This window comes from Ruegeria sp. AF2 (assembly GCF_056542025.1).
Genome location: NZ_JBQFZC010000004.1, coordinates 425405 through 440311 on the forward strand (window position 1 = coordinate 425405; position 14907 = coordinate 440311).

The window sequence follows — 14907 nt, forward strand, 5'->3', positions numbered from 1 at the left end:
CGCGAGCCATGTATCATAACATTCTTGTTCCCATTTCCTTTGATGCCGAACGGGACAGCTCGGCAGCGTTGAAGCTGGCAGAGCTACTGTCGACGCCCGAGGCTGCGGTTACGCTGCTGCATGTGGTAGAGCACATTCCGGATTATGCGATCTCGTACATGCCCGCCGAGTATCTGTCCGAAGCACGCAAGGCCATCCAGACCGAGCTTGATGCTCTGGCGGCGCGCGTCCCGAATGCGAAGGGGCTGGTGGTTGAAGGCCATTCCGGGCGAACGATTCTGGACTGGGCCGAAGTGAATAAGCCTGACCTGATAATCCTGGCTTCGCACCGCCCGGGGATGCAGGACCTGCTGTTGGGTTCAACCGCGACCCATGTGGTGCGCCACGCCAAATGTGCCGTGCATGTGGTGCGATAAAGTCGAGCTTTTTCCAAGCCGACCCCGATTGCGGCCATGGCTTTGCCACATACCGCGTGTAAGACCTATGGCATGACAACCGGGAAACCAACGAAAGACACCGATCCGAACCCTCGTCTTACACGGCGGCAACGGCGGGCAGACGCGTTGCGCAGGCAGGCTCTGTCTCCGGTGCGTATTCTAATGATGGTGCTGGCCTTGCCCTTAACCACAGGAATGATCGCAATCGGTGTCTACCTGCGCGTTTCAGACTACGAACGTCATGAAGCGGTGATCCATCTGGTGGCGCTGGCTGGGTGTGATGCTGTGGAGATGCTGGGTTTCGGGCCTTTTCGCGAAGGAAGGCCCGGATACCATAAGCGCAATGATCCCGATGGCGATGGTGTCGCCTGTGGCTCGTTTGCCTTGCAGAAACCACGCAATGTCGCGATGCCGGGAGATATCCAAGCCAATCCCCGGAATCTTCAGACCCCGAAACAGCGCACTGTCGGAACGGCAAAATTTTTGAAGCCTTGAATCGGAGGGGGGCGAAATCTTGAGAAGATTTCGGTGCGCTTTCTTTTCAAGAAAGCGTTGCGTGGCTCAGGTGAGCCAACGCACGGGCGCGCGGTTGCAGAAGATTACGATCTGGCCCGAGTTTTCCACCACTTGATAACCGCGACGATTGATTTCGGCCATAAAACGCTCCATCCCGGCAAAGCGCTCTATATCGCGCGCCTTGCGACGGATTACGCCACCTTGCTGCACCGCCTTGGAGGCGAATAGATCACTGAGCCAGACCTCAGGCGAGAGGGGAGAATTACAGTTATACATCGCCTATGATTTGGCGCAGCTAGGTTAATGCCGGGTAAAGAAAGTTGCGCCCGCAAAGCGGGTCTTGCCTTGTCCTGACCAGAGCGCCACAGTCGCCGCGATGACTCGTGATGAATTCAATGCCTTTTGCTCGGACCTCAAAGCCACCAGCCATGTCGTGCAGTGGGGCAACGCAGATGTCTGGAAAGTAGGCGGCAAAGTCTTTGCCATCTGTGGTTGGAACGACGGAAAGGATGCGTTTACCTTCAAGGCTACCGATCTTGCCTTTGAGGTCCTCGGAGATGAGCCAGGTATCCGCCCAGCGCCCTATCTGGCATCGCGAGGTATGAAATGGCTGCAGGTTTACGATGAACGTGGCATGAGCGACGCGTCGCTGCGAGATCATATTGTAATCTCATACGATCTGGTCGTAGCTAAGCTGACCAGAAAGGCGCGGGCAGAGCTGGGCCTTTAAGGCGGTCAGTCTTTCATGGCGTGCAGCAGCTCAAGCAGTTTTTTCCGGTCATCATCGTCGGCATAGTCTCCGCTGGCCAGCCGTTCGGCGATGCTCAGGCGCAGACGGTCATGTTGTGTGCGAACCTCTTCGCCCGCCGTTTCCGCGAGGGTCTTCATGATCACTGCCACCGCCTGCTGCCGTTTGGTGGTGGGATTGGCGATGTAGTCCACAAGGCTTTGCTGTCCGGAATCAAGGATGTTTTCGGCCAGATCACGCAGTTGATCCCCATTTGGAAGCAACGGCGTAGGGGCATCTTGCGGTGGCAGAATCTCAGGCGGGTTGCGCGGGGTTTCCGCGAGCGCATTGGTGCCGTCAACAAAGGCTTCGGTGATCATCCGCGTGATCCTGATCGCGCGCGGATCTTTAAACAAAGTCGAGGCAATAGCTACGCCGTAGTCGGTATAGACCCAGGGATTGACCCGTCGGCCACCGCGGCCTTCGGGTTTTGAGATCACATTCTGTGATTGCAAATCCGCAACCTCTGCGTCGGAAAGCTGAAAGCGGTAGCCTTCGAACAGATCCTTATTGCGCGAGACGGCCTGATTGAAGGCGCTGACGGATTTTCCGTAAAACTGCGCCAGATCTTCTGCCAGAACCACGCGTACACCGCGCACCCGATGAATGGCGTTTTGGACCTCTTGAGGGCTGGGCAGGTTTTCCGGGTTCGTCATCATATCCGTTTGGAATCATAATTTGTGATTTCAAACGTGACGCAGGGCGCGCTGGGCTGCAAGTTTGAACTGCAGGTAGGTTCGATGTCTCTTGCCGAGAGGTCTGCCAGATTCGGCCAATACCCTGATGGAAATAACCTTTTTGAAAGAACAAGCTTGCCCCCTATCAAGTTGACAATCCTAATGGATTGACTGATACAAACGGAACAAGACCGGGCCGTTAGCTCAGCTGGATTAGAGCAGGGAACTTCTAATTCTCAGGTCGGGGGTTCGAGTCCTCCACGGCTCGCCATTTTTTCAGATGTTTTTCGAAACGGGGCAAGGGTACGGCCCTTATATCTGAATTCAAAGCGGTCGGTCAGACTGCACCAAGCGGGTGCTTTCAGCTTTTCCCTCAGCGTTTTGGGCTGGACGTAAGGTCCAACCGCATAAACGCGCTGTTTGGATCGGCGTTATAGCCGTAGATCGGACCGCAATAGGAATATCCCAATGTTTCATATAGCTTGCGTGCTGCGTCATATTCCGAGAGATGATTTGCGCCAGTTTCCAGGACAAGTGCGGAAACGCCCTCGGCTCGGGCCAGATCGGCAAGATGGTTCATGATCACACGCGCCAATCCTCGGCCGCGCGCAGCAGCAACCACGTGCACCGATTTAACTTCGGCAGTGCCATCCGGCAGCGCCTTAAGCGCACCACAACCCAAGGGCTTACCCGCCTCATAAATAGCCCAAAAGCGAATGCGCGGCTCGCGCAGGGCATCAATGTCCAGCGTATGATTTGAGGTTTGCGGTGTCGCGTCCCAGCTATGGGCGAGATGCGCTTGAATGATCGGGCGCAGATCCTTGGCGCCGGGGTCTGCTTGGCGGATGTCGATCATTCACTGGGCCTTGTCAGTGGGTCCAGGGAGCGCGCCGGTCAGTGGCGAAATTCTCACCATAGCCGCGCGCCCGCAGGTTCGGTTTGCGCTTGTGCGGCTCGCATACCTGCGCGTCGATACCGTTGTCTTTGGCATAGTCCAGCGCCTCTTCCTTGGTATCGAACTTCAGACGCACCTGCGTTTGGGTGTCATTGGACGATGTCCAGCCCATCAGCGGATCGACCTCACGCGCAGAAGCCGGGGCGTATTCCAGAACCCATTTGCGGGTTTTGGCCATCCCCGAGGTCATCGCGTTTCGCGAAGGCTGGTAAATCCGTGCGCGCATGTCGCCTCTCCGTACTCACTTGGTGGGCTTGTTTATGCGTCAGAGCGCGCGCCGGGACAAGATGACAATTGTCGCGGGTCGCATGGACTGCCTAATGACAGGTATTGTCATTAGTTCGGGGTAGAAAGCGCGCAGACTTATAAGGACAGCAGGATGCTTCACCAAGAACGCCACCTCGACATCAACGCCCGACCCAATGAGATTTGGGCCATCCTCCGCCGCTTTATGCATATCGATGAGTTTGCCCCGCAGGTGACATCGGTTGATGCTTTGACTGCCGGATCGGATGGTGTTGGGTCACAGCGCCGGTGTCACTTCGCGAACGGCACATCATTGGTCGAAGAGGTGACGGATTGGCAGGTTGACCGCGGCTACACCGTGCGGTTGTCGCAGATGGCGATGCCTCTGCGCGAAGCACAGGCGGCGATTGCCATCACACCGCTGTCCGACACGCGCAGCCGTGTTATCTGGAGTATGGATTTTCGTATGAAATATGGACCGTTGGGCTGGTTAATGGGACAAACCCTGTTGAAGATGATGATGGGTTGCGTACTGGCCGAGAACCTATCGGCCTTGGCGGCGAAGGTTCAAACGCACCCCGACGCCCAACCCCGGACCGCTTAGCTGAAAATGAATCCAGATCAGCCCTTGCAGATGGACAAAATAAGAACAAATGTAGGGGCCTGACCCGGAGCCCGCCCATGCCTTATGCCCATTCCGACAAGACTCAACTGACCGCAGACGACGTGCGCGCGCGCCTGAAACTGGAGGGCGGCAAGCAGTTCGTCATGCACACCGAGTTCGCCCCGGCTGGCGACCAGCCGACGGCGATTAAAGAGCTGGCAGGCGGTGTGAATGATGGTGAGCGAGATCAGGTCCTGCTGGGTGCGACCGGGACGGGCAAGACCTTCACCATGGCCAAGGTGATTGAAGAAACGCAGCGGCCTGCGATCATCCTGGCGCCAAATAAGACGCTGGCAGCGCAGCTGTACGGGGAATTCAAGGGCTTCTTCCCAGAGAACTCGGTCGAGTATTTCGTTTCCTATTACGACTATTACCAGCCAGAAGCCTATGTGCCGCGGTCGGACACGTACATCGAGAAAGAATCGCAGATCAACGAACAGATCGACCGGATGCGTCACTCGGCCACGCGGGCGCTGCTGGAACGCGATGACGTGATCATCGTCGCCTCGGTCTCGTGCATCTACGGTATCGGTTCGGTCGAGACCTATGGAGCGATGACACAGGATCTGAAGGTGGGTCATGAGTATGACCAGAGGCAGGTGATGGCTGATCTGGTTGCCCAACAGTACCGCCGCAACGATCAGGCTTTCCAGCGCGGGTCCTTCCGGGTGCGTGGCGATTCCCTGGAAATCTGGCCGGCCCACCTTGAGGACCGTGCTTGGAAATTCTCGTTCTTCGGCGAGGAACTGGAAACCATCACCGAGTTCGACCCGCTGACCGGCGAACGCGCGGCAACGATGGAGCAGGTGCGGGTCTATGCGAATTCGCACTACGTCACGCCGAAGCCAACGATGAATCAAGCGATCATTGGGATCAAAAAGGAACTCCGCATCCGGTTGGATCAGCTGGTTGGCGAGGGCAAGCTGCTGGAAGCTCAAAGGCTGGAACAGCGTACGAACTTCGATCTGGAAATGCTCGAAGCCACCGGCGTTTGTAACGGAATCGAGAACTATTCGCGCTACCTCACGGGTCGCGCGCCGGGCGAACCGCCCCCGACCCTGTTCGAATTCATTCCGGACAACGCGATTGTCTTCGCCGACGAGTCCCATGTCAGCGTCCCGCAGATCGGCGGCATGTACCGGGGCGACTATCGGCGCAAGTTCACGCTGGCGGAACACGGGTTCCGCCTGCCATCCTGCATGGACAATCGCCCGCTGAAGTTCGAGGAATGGGACGCCATGCGCCCGCAATCCGTCTTTGTCTCGGCCACCCCGGCGAAGTGGGAGATCGAACAGACTGGAGGCGTCTTCACCGAACAGGTCATCCGCCCCACCGGCCTCTTGGACCCCGAGGTCGAAATCCGACCCGTCTCGATGCAGGTGGACGACCTGCTGGACGAGGTGCGCAAGGTGGCCGCCAACGGATTCCGCACGCTAGTCACCACGCTGACCAAACGCATGGCCGAGGACCTGACCGAATACCTGCACGAACAGGGCATCAAAGTGCGCTACATGCACTCGGATATCGACACGCTGGAACGCATCGAAATCTTGCGCGACCTGCGGCTTGGCGCATTCGACGTGCTGGTCGGCATCAATCTGCTGCGCGAAGGGCTCGACATCCCAGAATGCGGGCTGGTCGCCATTCTGGACGCGGATAAAGAGGGTTTCCTGCGCTCGGAAACCTCACTGATCCAGACCATCGGTCGCGCTGCGCGGAACGCAGATGGCCGAGTGATCATGTATGCCGACAAGATCACCGGCTCGATGGAGCGCGCCTTGGGCGAAACCAACCGCCGCCGCGCCAAACAGCTCGCCTATAACGAAGAACACGGCATCACGCCTGAGACCGTGAAGAAAAACGTCGAGGACGTTCTGGCCGGTCTCTACGAAGGCGATGTCGACATGAACCGCGTCACCGCCACCATCGACAAACCGATGCACGGCGCGAATTTGGAAGCGCACTTGGACGGGCTGCGCGACCAGATGCGCAAGGCCGCCGAGAATCTTGAATTCGAAGAAGCCGCCAACATCCGGGATGAGATCAAACGTCTGGAAGCGGTCGATCTGGCCGTCGCCGACGACCCCATGGCGCGCCAATGGGCGGTCGAGAAAGCCTCGGAAGACGCCGTGAAATCGCGTGGACGGTCGACGGCTGGGCGGCCGGGACGGCGGGGTGGGAATGTGAAGAGAAGGAAAAGATAATTTACCGGATTCCCCTGTAGCGATTTCCGAGCTAGATAGGCTACAGGAGGACACTGATGCCGCTTGACCACGCGATACTAGGACAGGGTGTTTATACACCTAGGGAAGCAGCACGATTGGTTGGAACCAATGTGCAGCAGGTCCTGCGTTGGACACGCGGCAGTGGCCCCCACCTACCGCTTTGGAATGCACATTATCAGTTCTTGGATGATGACATTACCGAGATTAGTTTTTTGGACTTAATTGAAGTCCGTGTTGTTGCCGCGATGCGAAACGCAAACATATCTCTACAATCCATCCGATTTGCGATTTCGTTCGCCCAAGACAAGTTTGGCATTGAGAGACCACTGGCGTCTCAATCGTTCAAAACTGATGGCTCCGAAATTCTTATGGAAGCGATTGAAAATGACGGTGAATACGTAAGCCTTTCGAAAAAAAGACCCGGTCAAAAGGTCTTTAAGGACATCATTTCACAGTCTCTAAATGACCTCGAGTACGAGGGAGAAGTAGTAGCAAGGTGGCGACCGCGAAATCACGTCGATGTAGTCTTGGACCCAACGCGTCATTTTGGCGATCCAATTTTAGATGAGTTCGGAATTTCGACGGGCACAATTTACAAAGAATTTGGTGAGTTTAACGACACAAACTATCTTTCGAAGATTTACGAAATTCCGGAAAAACTTATTCGCAAGTGCATTAAGTTTGAGCGCAGCTTAGACGAGGCAAATGGTTAAAGTACTTTTTGATCATAACATGCCACCCTGCATCGCTCGGTCGCTTCATGAACTGATCAAAGTCGATAGTCACGAGGCCTGCGCACTGCGGGATATTTTCCCGAAGAACATCTCTGACATTGATTACTTCAATAGGCTTGGCAGCGATTGGATCGTTGTTTCAAAAGACCTTCAAAATAGTAAAAAGAAAGCCGAAAGAGCTGCTATTTTGAGGAATAATGTCGTGGCATTTTACCTCGCCCCATCATTGCAAAAGAAAAAAGTCGGAGAACAAGCCGCTGCAATTTTGTGGCACTGGGATAAAATTCTCCTGCAACGATCCACGGTAAAAAGCGGACTGTTTCAACTACCTGAAAACAGGTCGAAGTTTAAATCCTTGTGAAATTCGGCGTTAGTGTAGCAACACTCCACCCTTGCAGCCCAGCGCCCTCTCCTCCACGTTTGAAATCACAAATTGTGATTCCAAACGGTTGCCATGACGAACCCCAACACCCTGCCCTGTACGCATGAAAGCTAATGTTCGATCCACTGGTGCGCTCTGCCGTAGCTGAGACTCTACATCAGACCGCACGGACTCCGTCACAATGTGATGGGTTGTTGAAACGTCCTAAAAATCAAAAAGCTCGTCCAGAAAGCCGCCGCGTTTCTTCTTTTTCCGGTATCCGTGATCAGATCGGTCATCATAACCCCGCTGCGGCGGTGGCGGCGGCGTATGGTCGGCAGAGCGATCAATGATTTTGTCCAGCTCTCCACGGTCCAGCCACACGCCACGACATTGCGGGCAATAATCAATCTCAACCCCGCACCGTTCGGTGATTACCAGCTGAGTTCCATCAATCGGACATTGCATCAGACGCTCTCCTTTTTCTGTCCTGAACAGATGGGAGCGCGCGCAGGGTTTTTCACCCTACTGCGACCGCACGTCCCTCTATGGGCAAAGCTGTAGGGCAGAGTTGACCCGGTCCCGCGCTGCACTCTTCAGCATTGGAATTCACAAATTGAGGTTCCAAATGGTTGCCATGACGAACCCTAAGAAATTTCTCAGCAGCTGATGGGTGCATAGACCCATTGTCTCTGTCTTCGAGCCCTCAATGCTGGGTTGGATACTCCCTAAAACGCGATAGAAATGTGCTTAGGGCTCACCTCAAAACGCAGGCGAAACCCAAACGTGAATTGGTCTAACGAGATGCGTGTAACGAGACCGCAGAACGACCCGAGTTTGGACAAAATTCCGCCCAAAATCGTCAATAGCCGCCGCAGTGCAACAGATCGAATACAGATTGGAAATCAATGAAAAAGGCAGCTCTTCTTCTTGCCCTATTGCCCGCAGCCGCAGTCGCTGAGGAGCGGGTGTTTGAATGTGAGGCACCGGATGCGGAACACCCGGAAATGGCCGCTCGGCTTGTGAAGTATGATGGCCAGCAGAAGGGCCACATCACGATCGGGGATATCGACAAGGATGTGGATGTGTTTCCCGGTCTCGACACCCTGACCTATCTGTATGTCGGTGAGGATTACACGCTGAATTATAACGTTCACCCTGAGAAGGGCACGTTTGATTACTCTGCCTCTGGCAGCAAGTCCGGATGGGGCAAGGGAACGTGCGTAGAGACCACGGGCCAATAATGGCGTTCGAATAGAATGATTTAAGGCGCGGTCGAGACGGCAGTCTGGTCGCGCCTTTGCTTTTGTTCCGAGATCAAGTTCGCACAGCTGATCCAAGCATTTGCAACATAATTACGAACCCAGGCGGAACTTGGTCGGTGTCATTCCGGTCTGGCCCCTGAAAAAGCGTGTGAAATGGGATTTGTCGGAGTAGCCGAGCATCAGACCGATCTCAGCTATTGTCATTTTGTCTTCTCCGAGGTGTTCCTTGGCGACATCGACACGCAGCCGTTTGATTTCGCGGGGCAGCGTTGTGCCTTGCTGCTGAAGCGCCTTAAGAAACCGTTCCGGCTGTATTCCCAACAATCCAGCCACCACCTCTGGTCCCAAATCGGTTTCATCCAGCTTATCGCGTAAAACAGATCGCAAAGCAGCTACTACGGTTACTTCTTCATCTTGTCGCGGTGAGGCGATGGGCTTGGCAGAGCCCTCAGAGATATGGTGCAAAAACAACCATTCTACAGGGAAACTAATCTGCATTCCGGGATCGGTCCCAAGGCCGACCTCGATCCCTTTGTAATCGATAGGTAGTCCGTTGATGTATCTGCTTTCCCATCGCACACGAGAAGAATCCCAGGCATCTCCGACGACGGTCTGCAATAGGCGTACATAGATTGCGGCACCAAAACCGGTCACCTGAATCGGCGGTACAGTAGGCTCTTGTTGTCTTTCGATTCGATAAGTCGCTTTGTCCGCTTCTACGACAAGGCTGTGTCGCACAGAATTGGATTCCTGCGGTACAAGCCCCACGAAACGGGTAAAGAACTCGAACAGCGTCTTTGTCGATTGCAGGGCCTGAGCGAACGGAGGCCACTCTTGCAGGTCAAACGTCTCCCCTACTTTCAGTCCAAGGTATCGATCCCCTGATACTTCTGAGAAGGCATTTACCAAACCATAGACCAACTCTGAGTGCACGAACACGGCTGGGTCAGAAAACAGTTCGGCTTTCAGGCCGACCTGATCCAATGCTGGTTGCGGATTGATCTTACGTTCGGTGAGATATTGCAGGAACGGAGCAGCTAAGGAGAGGCGAATAAAGCCCTCGCTATGCTCTTGAGAGGTGGAGTTGAAAGGCAAGCTCGTCACCCTTGTCTGGATTAGTTTTAAGAAGTGGCCATTTTTTCAATCACATTCGAACATCCTAATTCGAAAGTGGCAACCGAGCCAAGATTTTCCGGACTACAGTTTGCAAAACACGAATATGAAGGGAGTACTTATGTCCGGTCTACGAATGTCCCTTTGCTCGACGGTAATTGTCGCTGCAGCTCTTTCTTTTTCAACGTCCGCGCAGGCTCAGGATCAAGAAGAGCCCCAAACGCTGTTTACCAATGTGCATGTCTTCGATGGCGTGAATGAGCAGCGTATCGAGAATGTCAGCGTATTGGTCGAGGGCAACCTGATTAAGGCCGTATCAACCGATGCGATCGATGCCCCCAACGCTACGGTCATTGACGGAGAGGGACGGACACTGACCCCCGGGTTTATTGAACTGCACGCGCACCTCATGCTGATGGGGCCGACGTTACCTGCGATGGAGGCCAACACAACGTGGGAGGACTTTGCCATACACGGTGCACGGATGGCCGAGATGTATTTGATGCAGGGCTTTACCACAGTCAGGGATGCGGGTGGGGCCAATGGCGGGTTACGTCGCGCAATTGACTCGGGACAAATTGACGGCCCGCGTTATTTTCCATCTGGTGCATTTATCGGAACGCGAGGTGGTCACGCTGATTTCGCGAATTTCACCGCACCGCCCGGGTCTGAAACAAACATGAGCAGGCTGAACTTGGCACAGGAAATTAGCGGTGTTGATGACGTTTACAAGTTCGCACGCAACAATTTCCGCATGGGCGCGACGCAGTTGAAGTTCATGCAATCTGGTGGCGTCGTTTCGGCCTTCGATCCGTGGCAGTTGCTGGCTGGATCGCCTGAGGAAATCAAAGCCGCGGTACAGGTGGCAAATGAGTATGGCAGCTATGTCATGGCGCATTCCTATCGGAAGGAAGCAATCCTGAGTGCGCTAGACGCGGGTGTGATGTCGATCGAACACGGCTTCTCGTTTGACTGTGAAATTGCCCAAGTCATGAATGAAAAAGGCGCATATATTACGACCAACCTGACGGCCTTCGATCCCGGATTGCTCGATATCCCGGCAGTGGCAAACGTCCCGTCGAGCCTTGCCAAAGCAAAGTCCGCCTCGGCCACATTTGCGGGCTACATCGACAACATGAAGGAATGCCCGGTGAAGCGAGGGTTCCAGACTGACTGTGTTGGTTCGGTCGAGGCCTGCAATATACAGATTGCCTACGAGAAGCACCTGAACAATGAGTTTTTTGGACCCTACACGTCGATGGTGACGCTGACATCGACGGGTGGTGAGGTGGTCGCTTTGTCAGGTGACTTTATGAACCCGTATACCGCCGGAAAACTGGGCGTTATCGAGGAAGGAGCTTATGCGGATATCCTGCTCATCGATGGTAACCCACTTGAAGACTTCTCGGTTGTTGGCACGGGAGATCAATGGTTCGGTGCCGACCCGAGGCCTGAAAGCCCAGATACGATCCGCCTGATCATGAAGGACGGCGTCATCTACAAAAACACGCTGGATTGACCTGTCTGAACAGCCGGAGAGTATTTATGCGACATTGCTTCCGCTCCATAGTATTCGCAGGGTTGGTTTGGTGTGCTCATCCGGTCATGGCGACGCCAGGAACCGCGTTAGACTGGTCTGACCTGCCTGACCCGTCCGCGCAGGTCTTTGAAGACCCCTATCGCGAACTTAGCGCTGAACAGTTCGACGATGTTCTTTACGTCGTAAGGCTGCGCGGCAGATTGCAGCGGGAATCTGGTAGCGATGAAGAAAGGCAGAAATGGCAAGAGCTTCTGACCGAGACTGAGGATGCCTTGGTGGCAGATGGTATTGATGTCGACTGGCTACTCGATCAGCGAGAGGTCGTAACAGAACGTCGAAGAAAGGCTGGTACAAACGGAAATCCGCAATTCGACGGTCAAACAATCACACTCGCGGGCTTTGCCATTCCTGCTCCGAGTGATCCGGATGGTCGGCCTGTGGCGTATTTGGTGCCAGAAAGAGGGATGTGCAGTCACATGCCTCCACCTCCGCCCAACCAAATGATCCGTGTACGGCTTAATGGAGACTGGACGCCCAGCTATTTCCACGAACCCGTTCGGCTGACGGGCACGCTGACTATCGATCCTTCTGTTCAGAATATGATGGTTGTGGACGGCCTCATGCCTATGAATGCGACTTTCCAGTTAGAGACGGAACGCGTCGAAACACTGGAAACTGAAACAGACAGGCTGGAATGGAAGCAGCGCGCCGCCGATCGCATCCGGGCGGCGGGAGCTCGCAAGACCAGCGGGGCAAAGACGTCTGAATGATAAGACTTCTGTTTGCCGCATTGAGTATTGCCTTTGCTGGCGCAGCGTCGGCCCAAGGACTATCCGGACCATCTTCAGTTGAAGCTGATCTAGAGCCCGGCGATGGGCTAACCGATCCGCAATACCGTACCGATTTTCCACGCAATATCGCACCAGGTTGGTTTCAGTGGAAAGACCGACTGGCAGAGGACGGTTTTCGCTTCAATATTGACTACTTGGCATTGGGCCAATCCACGAATGCTGATCTTGGAACCGGCGAAGCGGCAAGCGGAATTGCGCGTTTTTACGGTAGTTGGCAGGCAACTGAACGCGGCTCTTTGACATTCAAGATCGAAGATCGGCACAGTTACACTGATGTTGCCCTACAGTTTCTTGGGCTGGATGGCGGAGCACTTTCGATCACTGGGACAGCCTTCAACGATAATGGTTTGCTGCTGACCAATCTATTCTGGACGCAAAGGGCCGAGAACGGCGCGTGGACGCTGCAAGTCGGGCAGATTGATGTAACGGACTTTGTGGACATTTATGGGTTGGTCAGCCCATACAGTGGTTTCCAAAACCTGTCTTTCAATACCAATCCGACTATTAACACACCCAATCAAGGCCTTGGCATTGCCGGTGGAGTAAAGCTGAGCGAAAACTTCTACGCTGTTGCGAGCATCTCAGATGCAAACGCCGACCCGTCTGATCCAAACTTTGATGTGTTTAGCGATGGCAATCTCTTCAAGTCACTCGAGCTTGGTTACACCTCCGGCTTTGATCGCATCTACTTTGACAATATCCACCTGACCCTTTGGCACGCGGATTCAGCCGACGATGGCAGCCGCCCCGAAGACTATGGGGCCGCGTTTTCAGCGGCGTGGTTTGTTGGCAATAAATGGATGCCATTCTTCAGGGCAGGGGCCTCAAAAGGGACAGCGGCGCTTTATGATCGGTCCGTTTCTGCGGGTCTGGGATATTACGGTCGTAATACCGATCTTGCCGGGCTGGGACTGAACTGGGCCGAGGCAAGGGACATAGACGGTGATCAGTTCACGCTCGAAGCATTCTATCGTTTTTCAATATCACCCGGGCTGCAGATCACGCCATCACTGCAGTTCATATCTGACCCGCTGCTGAACCCCACGCAGGATAGCATTATGCTGTTCGGTCTAAGAACCCGGATCGTTTTCTGAGGTGGTTCGAGAGTGGCAACCAAAAAGCAAAGTAGATTGGGAGGTTCGGACATGAAGACCTTGTTAGCCCTAGGTGCCATAGCGATTGCTATTGGGGGCGCATTGAACGCCAGCGAGGAAAGCAAGACTTGGGAAGCGTCAGATGAGGCGAAGCAATTTGTGCAGGACGCAATTGTCCTTGGCATGTTGGCCAGCCCCCACGGCACCGGCTGGACCGAAGACGAGCAGCTTCACACATACTTTGAGCGTGCTCGCGAGAACGGTATCACAGGGCACGAAATGACGCTGGCTGCTGCAGATATGTCTTTCGAAACCTTTCTGGATCAGCATTACCACTTCCGTGCGGCCATGGCGCAGCAACCGGAAAACTACCTGATTGTGAATGAAACCCGCGATATCGAAGCTGCCCATTTACAAGGCAAAACGGCGGTCATCTGGAACAGCCAAACGGCTACGATCCTGGACGGCGACCTTAAGAAGATGGCGGTGCTCAAGGATATGGGGATCAAGAGTATGATCCTGGCCTACAATGACATCTTCCGCACAGGTTCAGGACAATTGGCGGCCTACAACGGGCGCGATATTGGTCTGACCCCTTGGGGGAAGTCGGTCATCGATGAAATGGTGAGGTTCGGTATCCTGCTGGACCTGAGCCATACTGGCTCAAAAACGGCCAATGACGCAATGGACTACATGGATGAGACCTATCCCGGTGTGCCTTATGTTTACACGCACTCTGTCCCTGCTGGTCTTTACGCGAATGAACCGAATGCGACGCTGCGCGGGTGTTATCGTGCCATTCCCGACGACGAGGCGCTGCGCGCGGCCAAATCGGGCGGCTACATTTCTCCGACCTTCACTGAATGGATGATGGACGGCGTCTGGCCTGAAGATATCTCACCCAAGCAGGCCGCTGACATGATCGACTATTACGTCCGACTTGTAGGAGTTGACCATGTCGGAATCGCAACGGATGACATGTTCTCACTTGAACTCGTCGTGCAGTGGGCGACTGACAATGCGAGTATGTACGATGATGGCGGCTACATGATCGACGCGTTCAACAAAGGGGCTACCGGCAACGGCGAACTCGCCAAAATCCTTGCGGCGATAACCGATGACCTTTGGGCGCGGGGCTATTCAAACGAGGACCTTGCAAAGATCTATGGCGGCAACAAGATGCGGGTTTATGCGCAAGTTTGGGAAGGCAAACCACCCGAACAATTCATGAAAGAATACCCTGAGCGTTTGCGCCTGAGGCAAGAACTTCGTGATGGATTCTATTCACGGTAACCGTCTGGAGCTTGCCTCTACCCTCCCAAAAAATGTGCCGTAAATTCTCGTCCGGTCCCAAAGCGGACGTTTTTACGATCGGTTGCGAATGACCGAGTTTAGCTCTTAGCGGACGTTCGCATGAACGGATTAGCCTAATGTTGCGGCGA

The 14907-nt window shown here is 54.5% G+C and carries 18 protein-coding genes and 1 tRNA gene; 14 read left to right on the top strand and 5 right to left on the bottom strand.

Annotated features, from left to right (window positions below; genetic code table 11):
- The first annotated feature begins 8 nt into the window (after positions 1–8).
- The 4 genes from ACR0NM_RS15410 (at position 9) to ACR0NM_RS15425 (ending at position 1683) form a co-directional block, all read left to right on the top strand.
- Complete coding sequence (locus ACR0NM_RS15410) at positions 9–416, top strand: universal stress protein (protein ID WP_170395959.1); 408 nt, start codon at positions 9–11, stop codon at positions 414–416.
- A gap of 72 nt (positions 417–488) precedes the next feature.
- Positions 489–932, top strand: a complete 444-nt coding sequence (locus ACR0NM_RS15415) for an excalibur calcium-binding domain-containing protein (protein ID WP_480615493.1) — start codon at positions 489–491, stop codon at positions 930–932.
- Positions 933–965: 33 nt separating this feature from the next.
- Complete coding sequence (locus ACR0NM_RS15420) at positions 966–1181, top strand: hypothetical protein (protein ID WP_480615495.1); 216 nt, start codon at positions 966–968, stop codon at positions 1179–1181.
- A 148-nt stretch (positions 1182–1329) separates the two neighbouring features.
- Positions 1330–1683, top strand: a complete 354-nt coding sequence (locus tag ACR0NM_RS15425; RefSeq protein WP_170423840.1) for an MmcQ/YjbR family DNA-binding protein — start codon at positions 1330–1332, stop codon at positions 1681–1683.
- Between the two features lie 5 nt (positions 1684–1688).
- Here the strand turns inward: ACR0NM_RS15425 and ACR0NM_RS15430 are convergent, their stop codons facing one another.
- The gene (locus ACR0NM_RS15430) at positions 1689–2399 is read right to left on the bottom strand and encodes an ORF6N domain-containing protein (RefSeq protein ID WP_255612009.1); all 711 of its coding nucleotides are present in this window, start codon (positions 2397–2399) and stop codon (positions 1689–1691) included.
- Positions 2400–2610: 211 nt separating this feature from the next.
- On the opposite strand from ACR0NM_RS15430, the gene ACR0NM_RS15435 reads away from it, so the two are divergent.
- Positions 2611–2688, top strand: a tRNA-Arg gene (locus tag ACR0NM_RS15435).
- 102 nt (positions 2689–2790) lie between these two features.
- Here ACR0NM_RS15435 and ACR0NM_RS15440 read toward each other — a convergent pair.
- Together ACR0NM_RS15440 and ACR0NM_RS15445 are read right to left on the bottom strand one after the other, a co-directional pair.
- Complete coding sequence (locus ACR0NM_RS15440; protein WP_480615497.1) at positions 2791–3273, bottom strand: GNAT family N-acetyltransferase; 483 nt, start codon at positions 3271–3273, stop codon at positions 2791–2793.
- A 13-nt stretch (positions 3274–3286) separates the two neighbouring features.
- Complete coding sequence (locus ACR0NM_RS15445; RefSeq protein WP_170395965.1) at positions 3287–3598, bottom strand: ETC complex I subunit; 312 nt, start codon at positions 3596–3598, stop codon at positions 3287–3289.
- Positions 3599–3751: 153 nt separating this feature from the next.
- Here ACR0NM_RS15445 and ACR0NM_RS15450 point away from each other — a divergent pair, with 153 nt between their 5' ends.
- The 4 genes from ACR0NM_RS15450 (at position 3752) to ACR0NM_RS15465 (ending at position 7602) form a co-directional block, all read left to right on the top strand.
- On the top strand, positions 3752–4222 hold the full coding sequence (locus ACR0NM_RS15450; RefSeq protein ID WP_480615499.1) for an SRPBCC family protein: 471 nt from the start codon (positions 3752–3754) through the stop codon (positions 4220–4222).
- Positions 4223–4299: 77 nt separating this feature from the next.
- A complete protein-coding gene (gene uvrB, locus ACR0NM_RS15455; protein WP_480615501.1) occupies positions 4300–6486 on the top strand; it encodes an excinuclease ABC subunit UvrB in 2187 nt (728 codons plus the stop codon).
- A 56-nt stretch (positions 6487–6542) separates the two neighbouring features.
- Positions 6543–7220, top strand: a complete 678-nt coding sequence (locus ACR0NM_RS15460) for a hypothetical protein (RefSeq protein WP_170408260.1) — start codon at positions 6543–6545, stop codon at positions 7218–7220.
- Positions 7213–7602, top strand: a complete 390-nt coding sequence (locus tag ACR0NM_RS15465) for a PIN-like domain-containing protein (protein ID WP_170408259.1) — start codon at positions 7213–7215, stop codon at positions 7600–7602. The genes ACR0NM_RS15460 and ACR0NM_RS15465 overlap by 8 nt, the downstream gene beginning before the upstream one ends.
- A 225-nt stretch (positions 7603–7827) precedes the next feature.
- Here ACR0NM_RS15465 and ACR0NM_RS15470 read toward each other — a convergent pair whose 3' ends face one another.
- A complete protein-coding gene (locus tag ACR0NM_RS15470) occupies positions 7828–8070 on the bottom strand; it encodes a TFIIB-type zinc ribbon-containing protein (protein WP_480615504.1) in 243 nt (80 codons plus the stop codon).
- A gap of 440 nt (positions 8071–8510) precedes the next feature.
- Between ACR0NM_RS15470 and ACR0NM_RS15475 the strand changes: the two genes are divergently transcribed.
- Positions 8511–8846: a hypothetical protein gene (locus ACR0NM_RS15475; RefSeq protein ID WP_170514092.1), complete on the top strand. Its 336-nt coding sequence runs from the start codon at positions 8511–8513 to the stop codon at positions 8844–8846.
- Between the two features lie 111 nt (positions 8847–8957).
- Here the strand turns inward: ACR0NM_RS15475 and ACR0NM_RS15480 are convergent, their stop codons facing one another.
- Positions 8958–9962 (bottom strand): AraC family transcriptional regulator, encoded by a 1005-nt coding sequence (locus ACR0NM_RS15480; protein ID WP_480615506.1) that lies wholly within the window; start codon positions 9960–9962, stop codon positions 8958–8960.
- A 139-nt stretch (positions 9963–10101) separates the two neighbouring features.
- Between ACR0NM_RS15480 and ACR0NM_RS15485 the strand changes: the two genes are divergently transcribed.
- From ACR0NM_RS15485 to ACR0NM_RS15500, 4 genes are read left to right on the top strand one after another with little or no spacing between them, the layout of a single operon-like run.
- On the top strand, positions 10102–11499 hold the full coding sequence (locus ACR0NM_RS15485) for an amidohydrolase family protein (RefSeq protein WP_480615508.1): 1398 nt from the start codon (positions 10102–10104) through the stop codon (positions 11497–11499).
- Between the two features lie 26 nt (positions 11500–11525).
- Positions 11526–12290, top strand: a complete 765-nt coding sequence (locus tag ACR0NM_RS15490; protein ID WP_480615510.1) for a DUF3299 domain-containing protein — start codon at positions 11526–11528, stop codon at positions 12288–12290.
- Positions 12287–13465, top strand: coding sequence for a carbohydrate porin (locus ACR0NM_RS15495; protein WP_480615512.1), 1179 nt, complete (start codon positions 12287–12289; stop codon positions 13463–13465). Before ACR0NM_RS15490 ends, ACR0NM_RS15495 begins: the two co-directional genes overlap by 4 nt.
- A 51-nt stretch (positions 13466–13516) precedes the next feature.
- Positions 13517–14758: a dipeptidase gene (locus ACR0NM_RS15500; protein ID WP_170626120.1), complete on the top strand. Its 1242-nt coding sequence runs from the start codon at positions 13517–13519 to the stop codon at positions 14756–14758.
- Positions 14759–14907 lie beyond the last annotated feature (149 nt).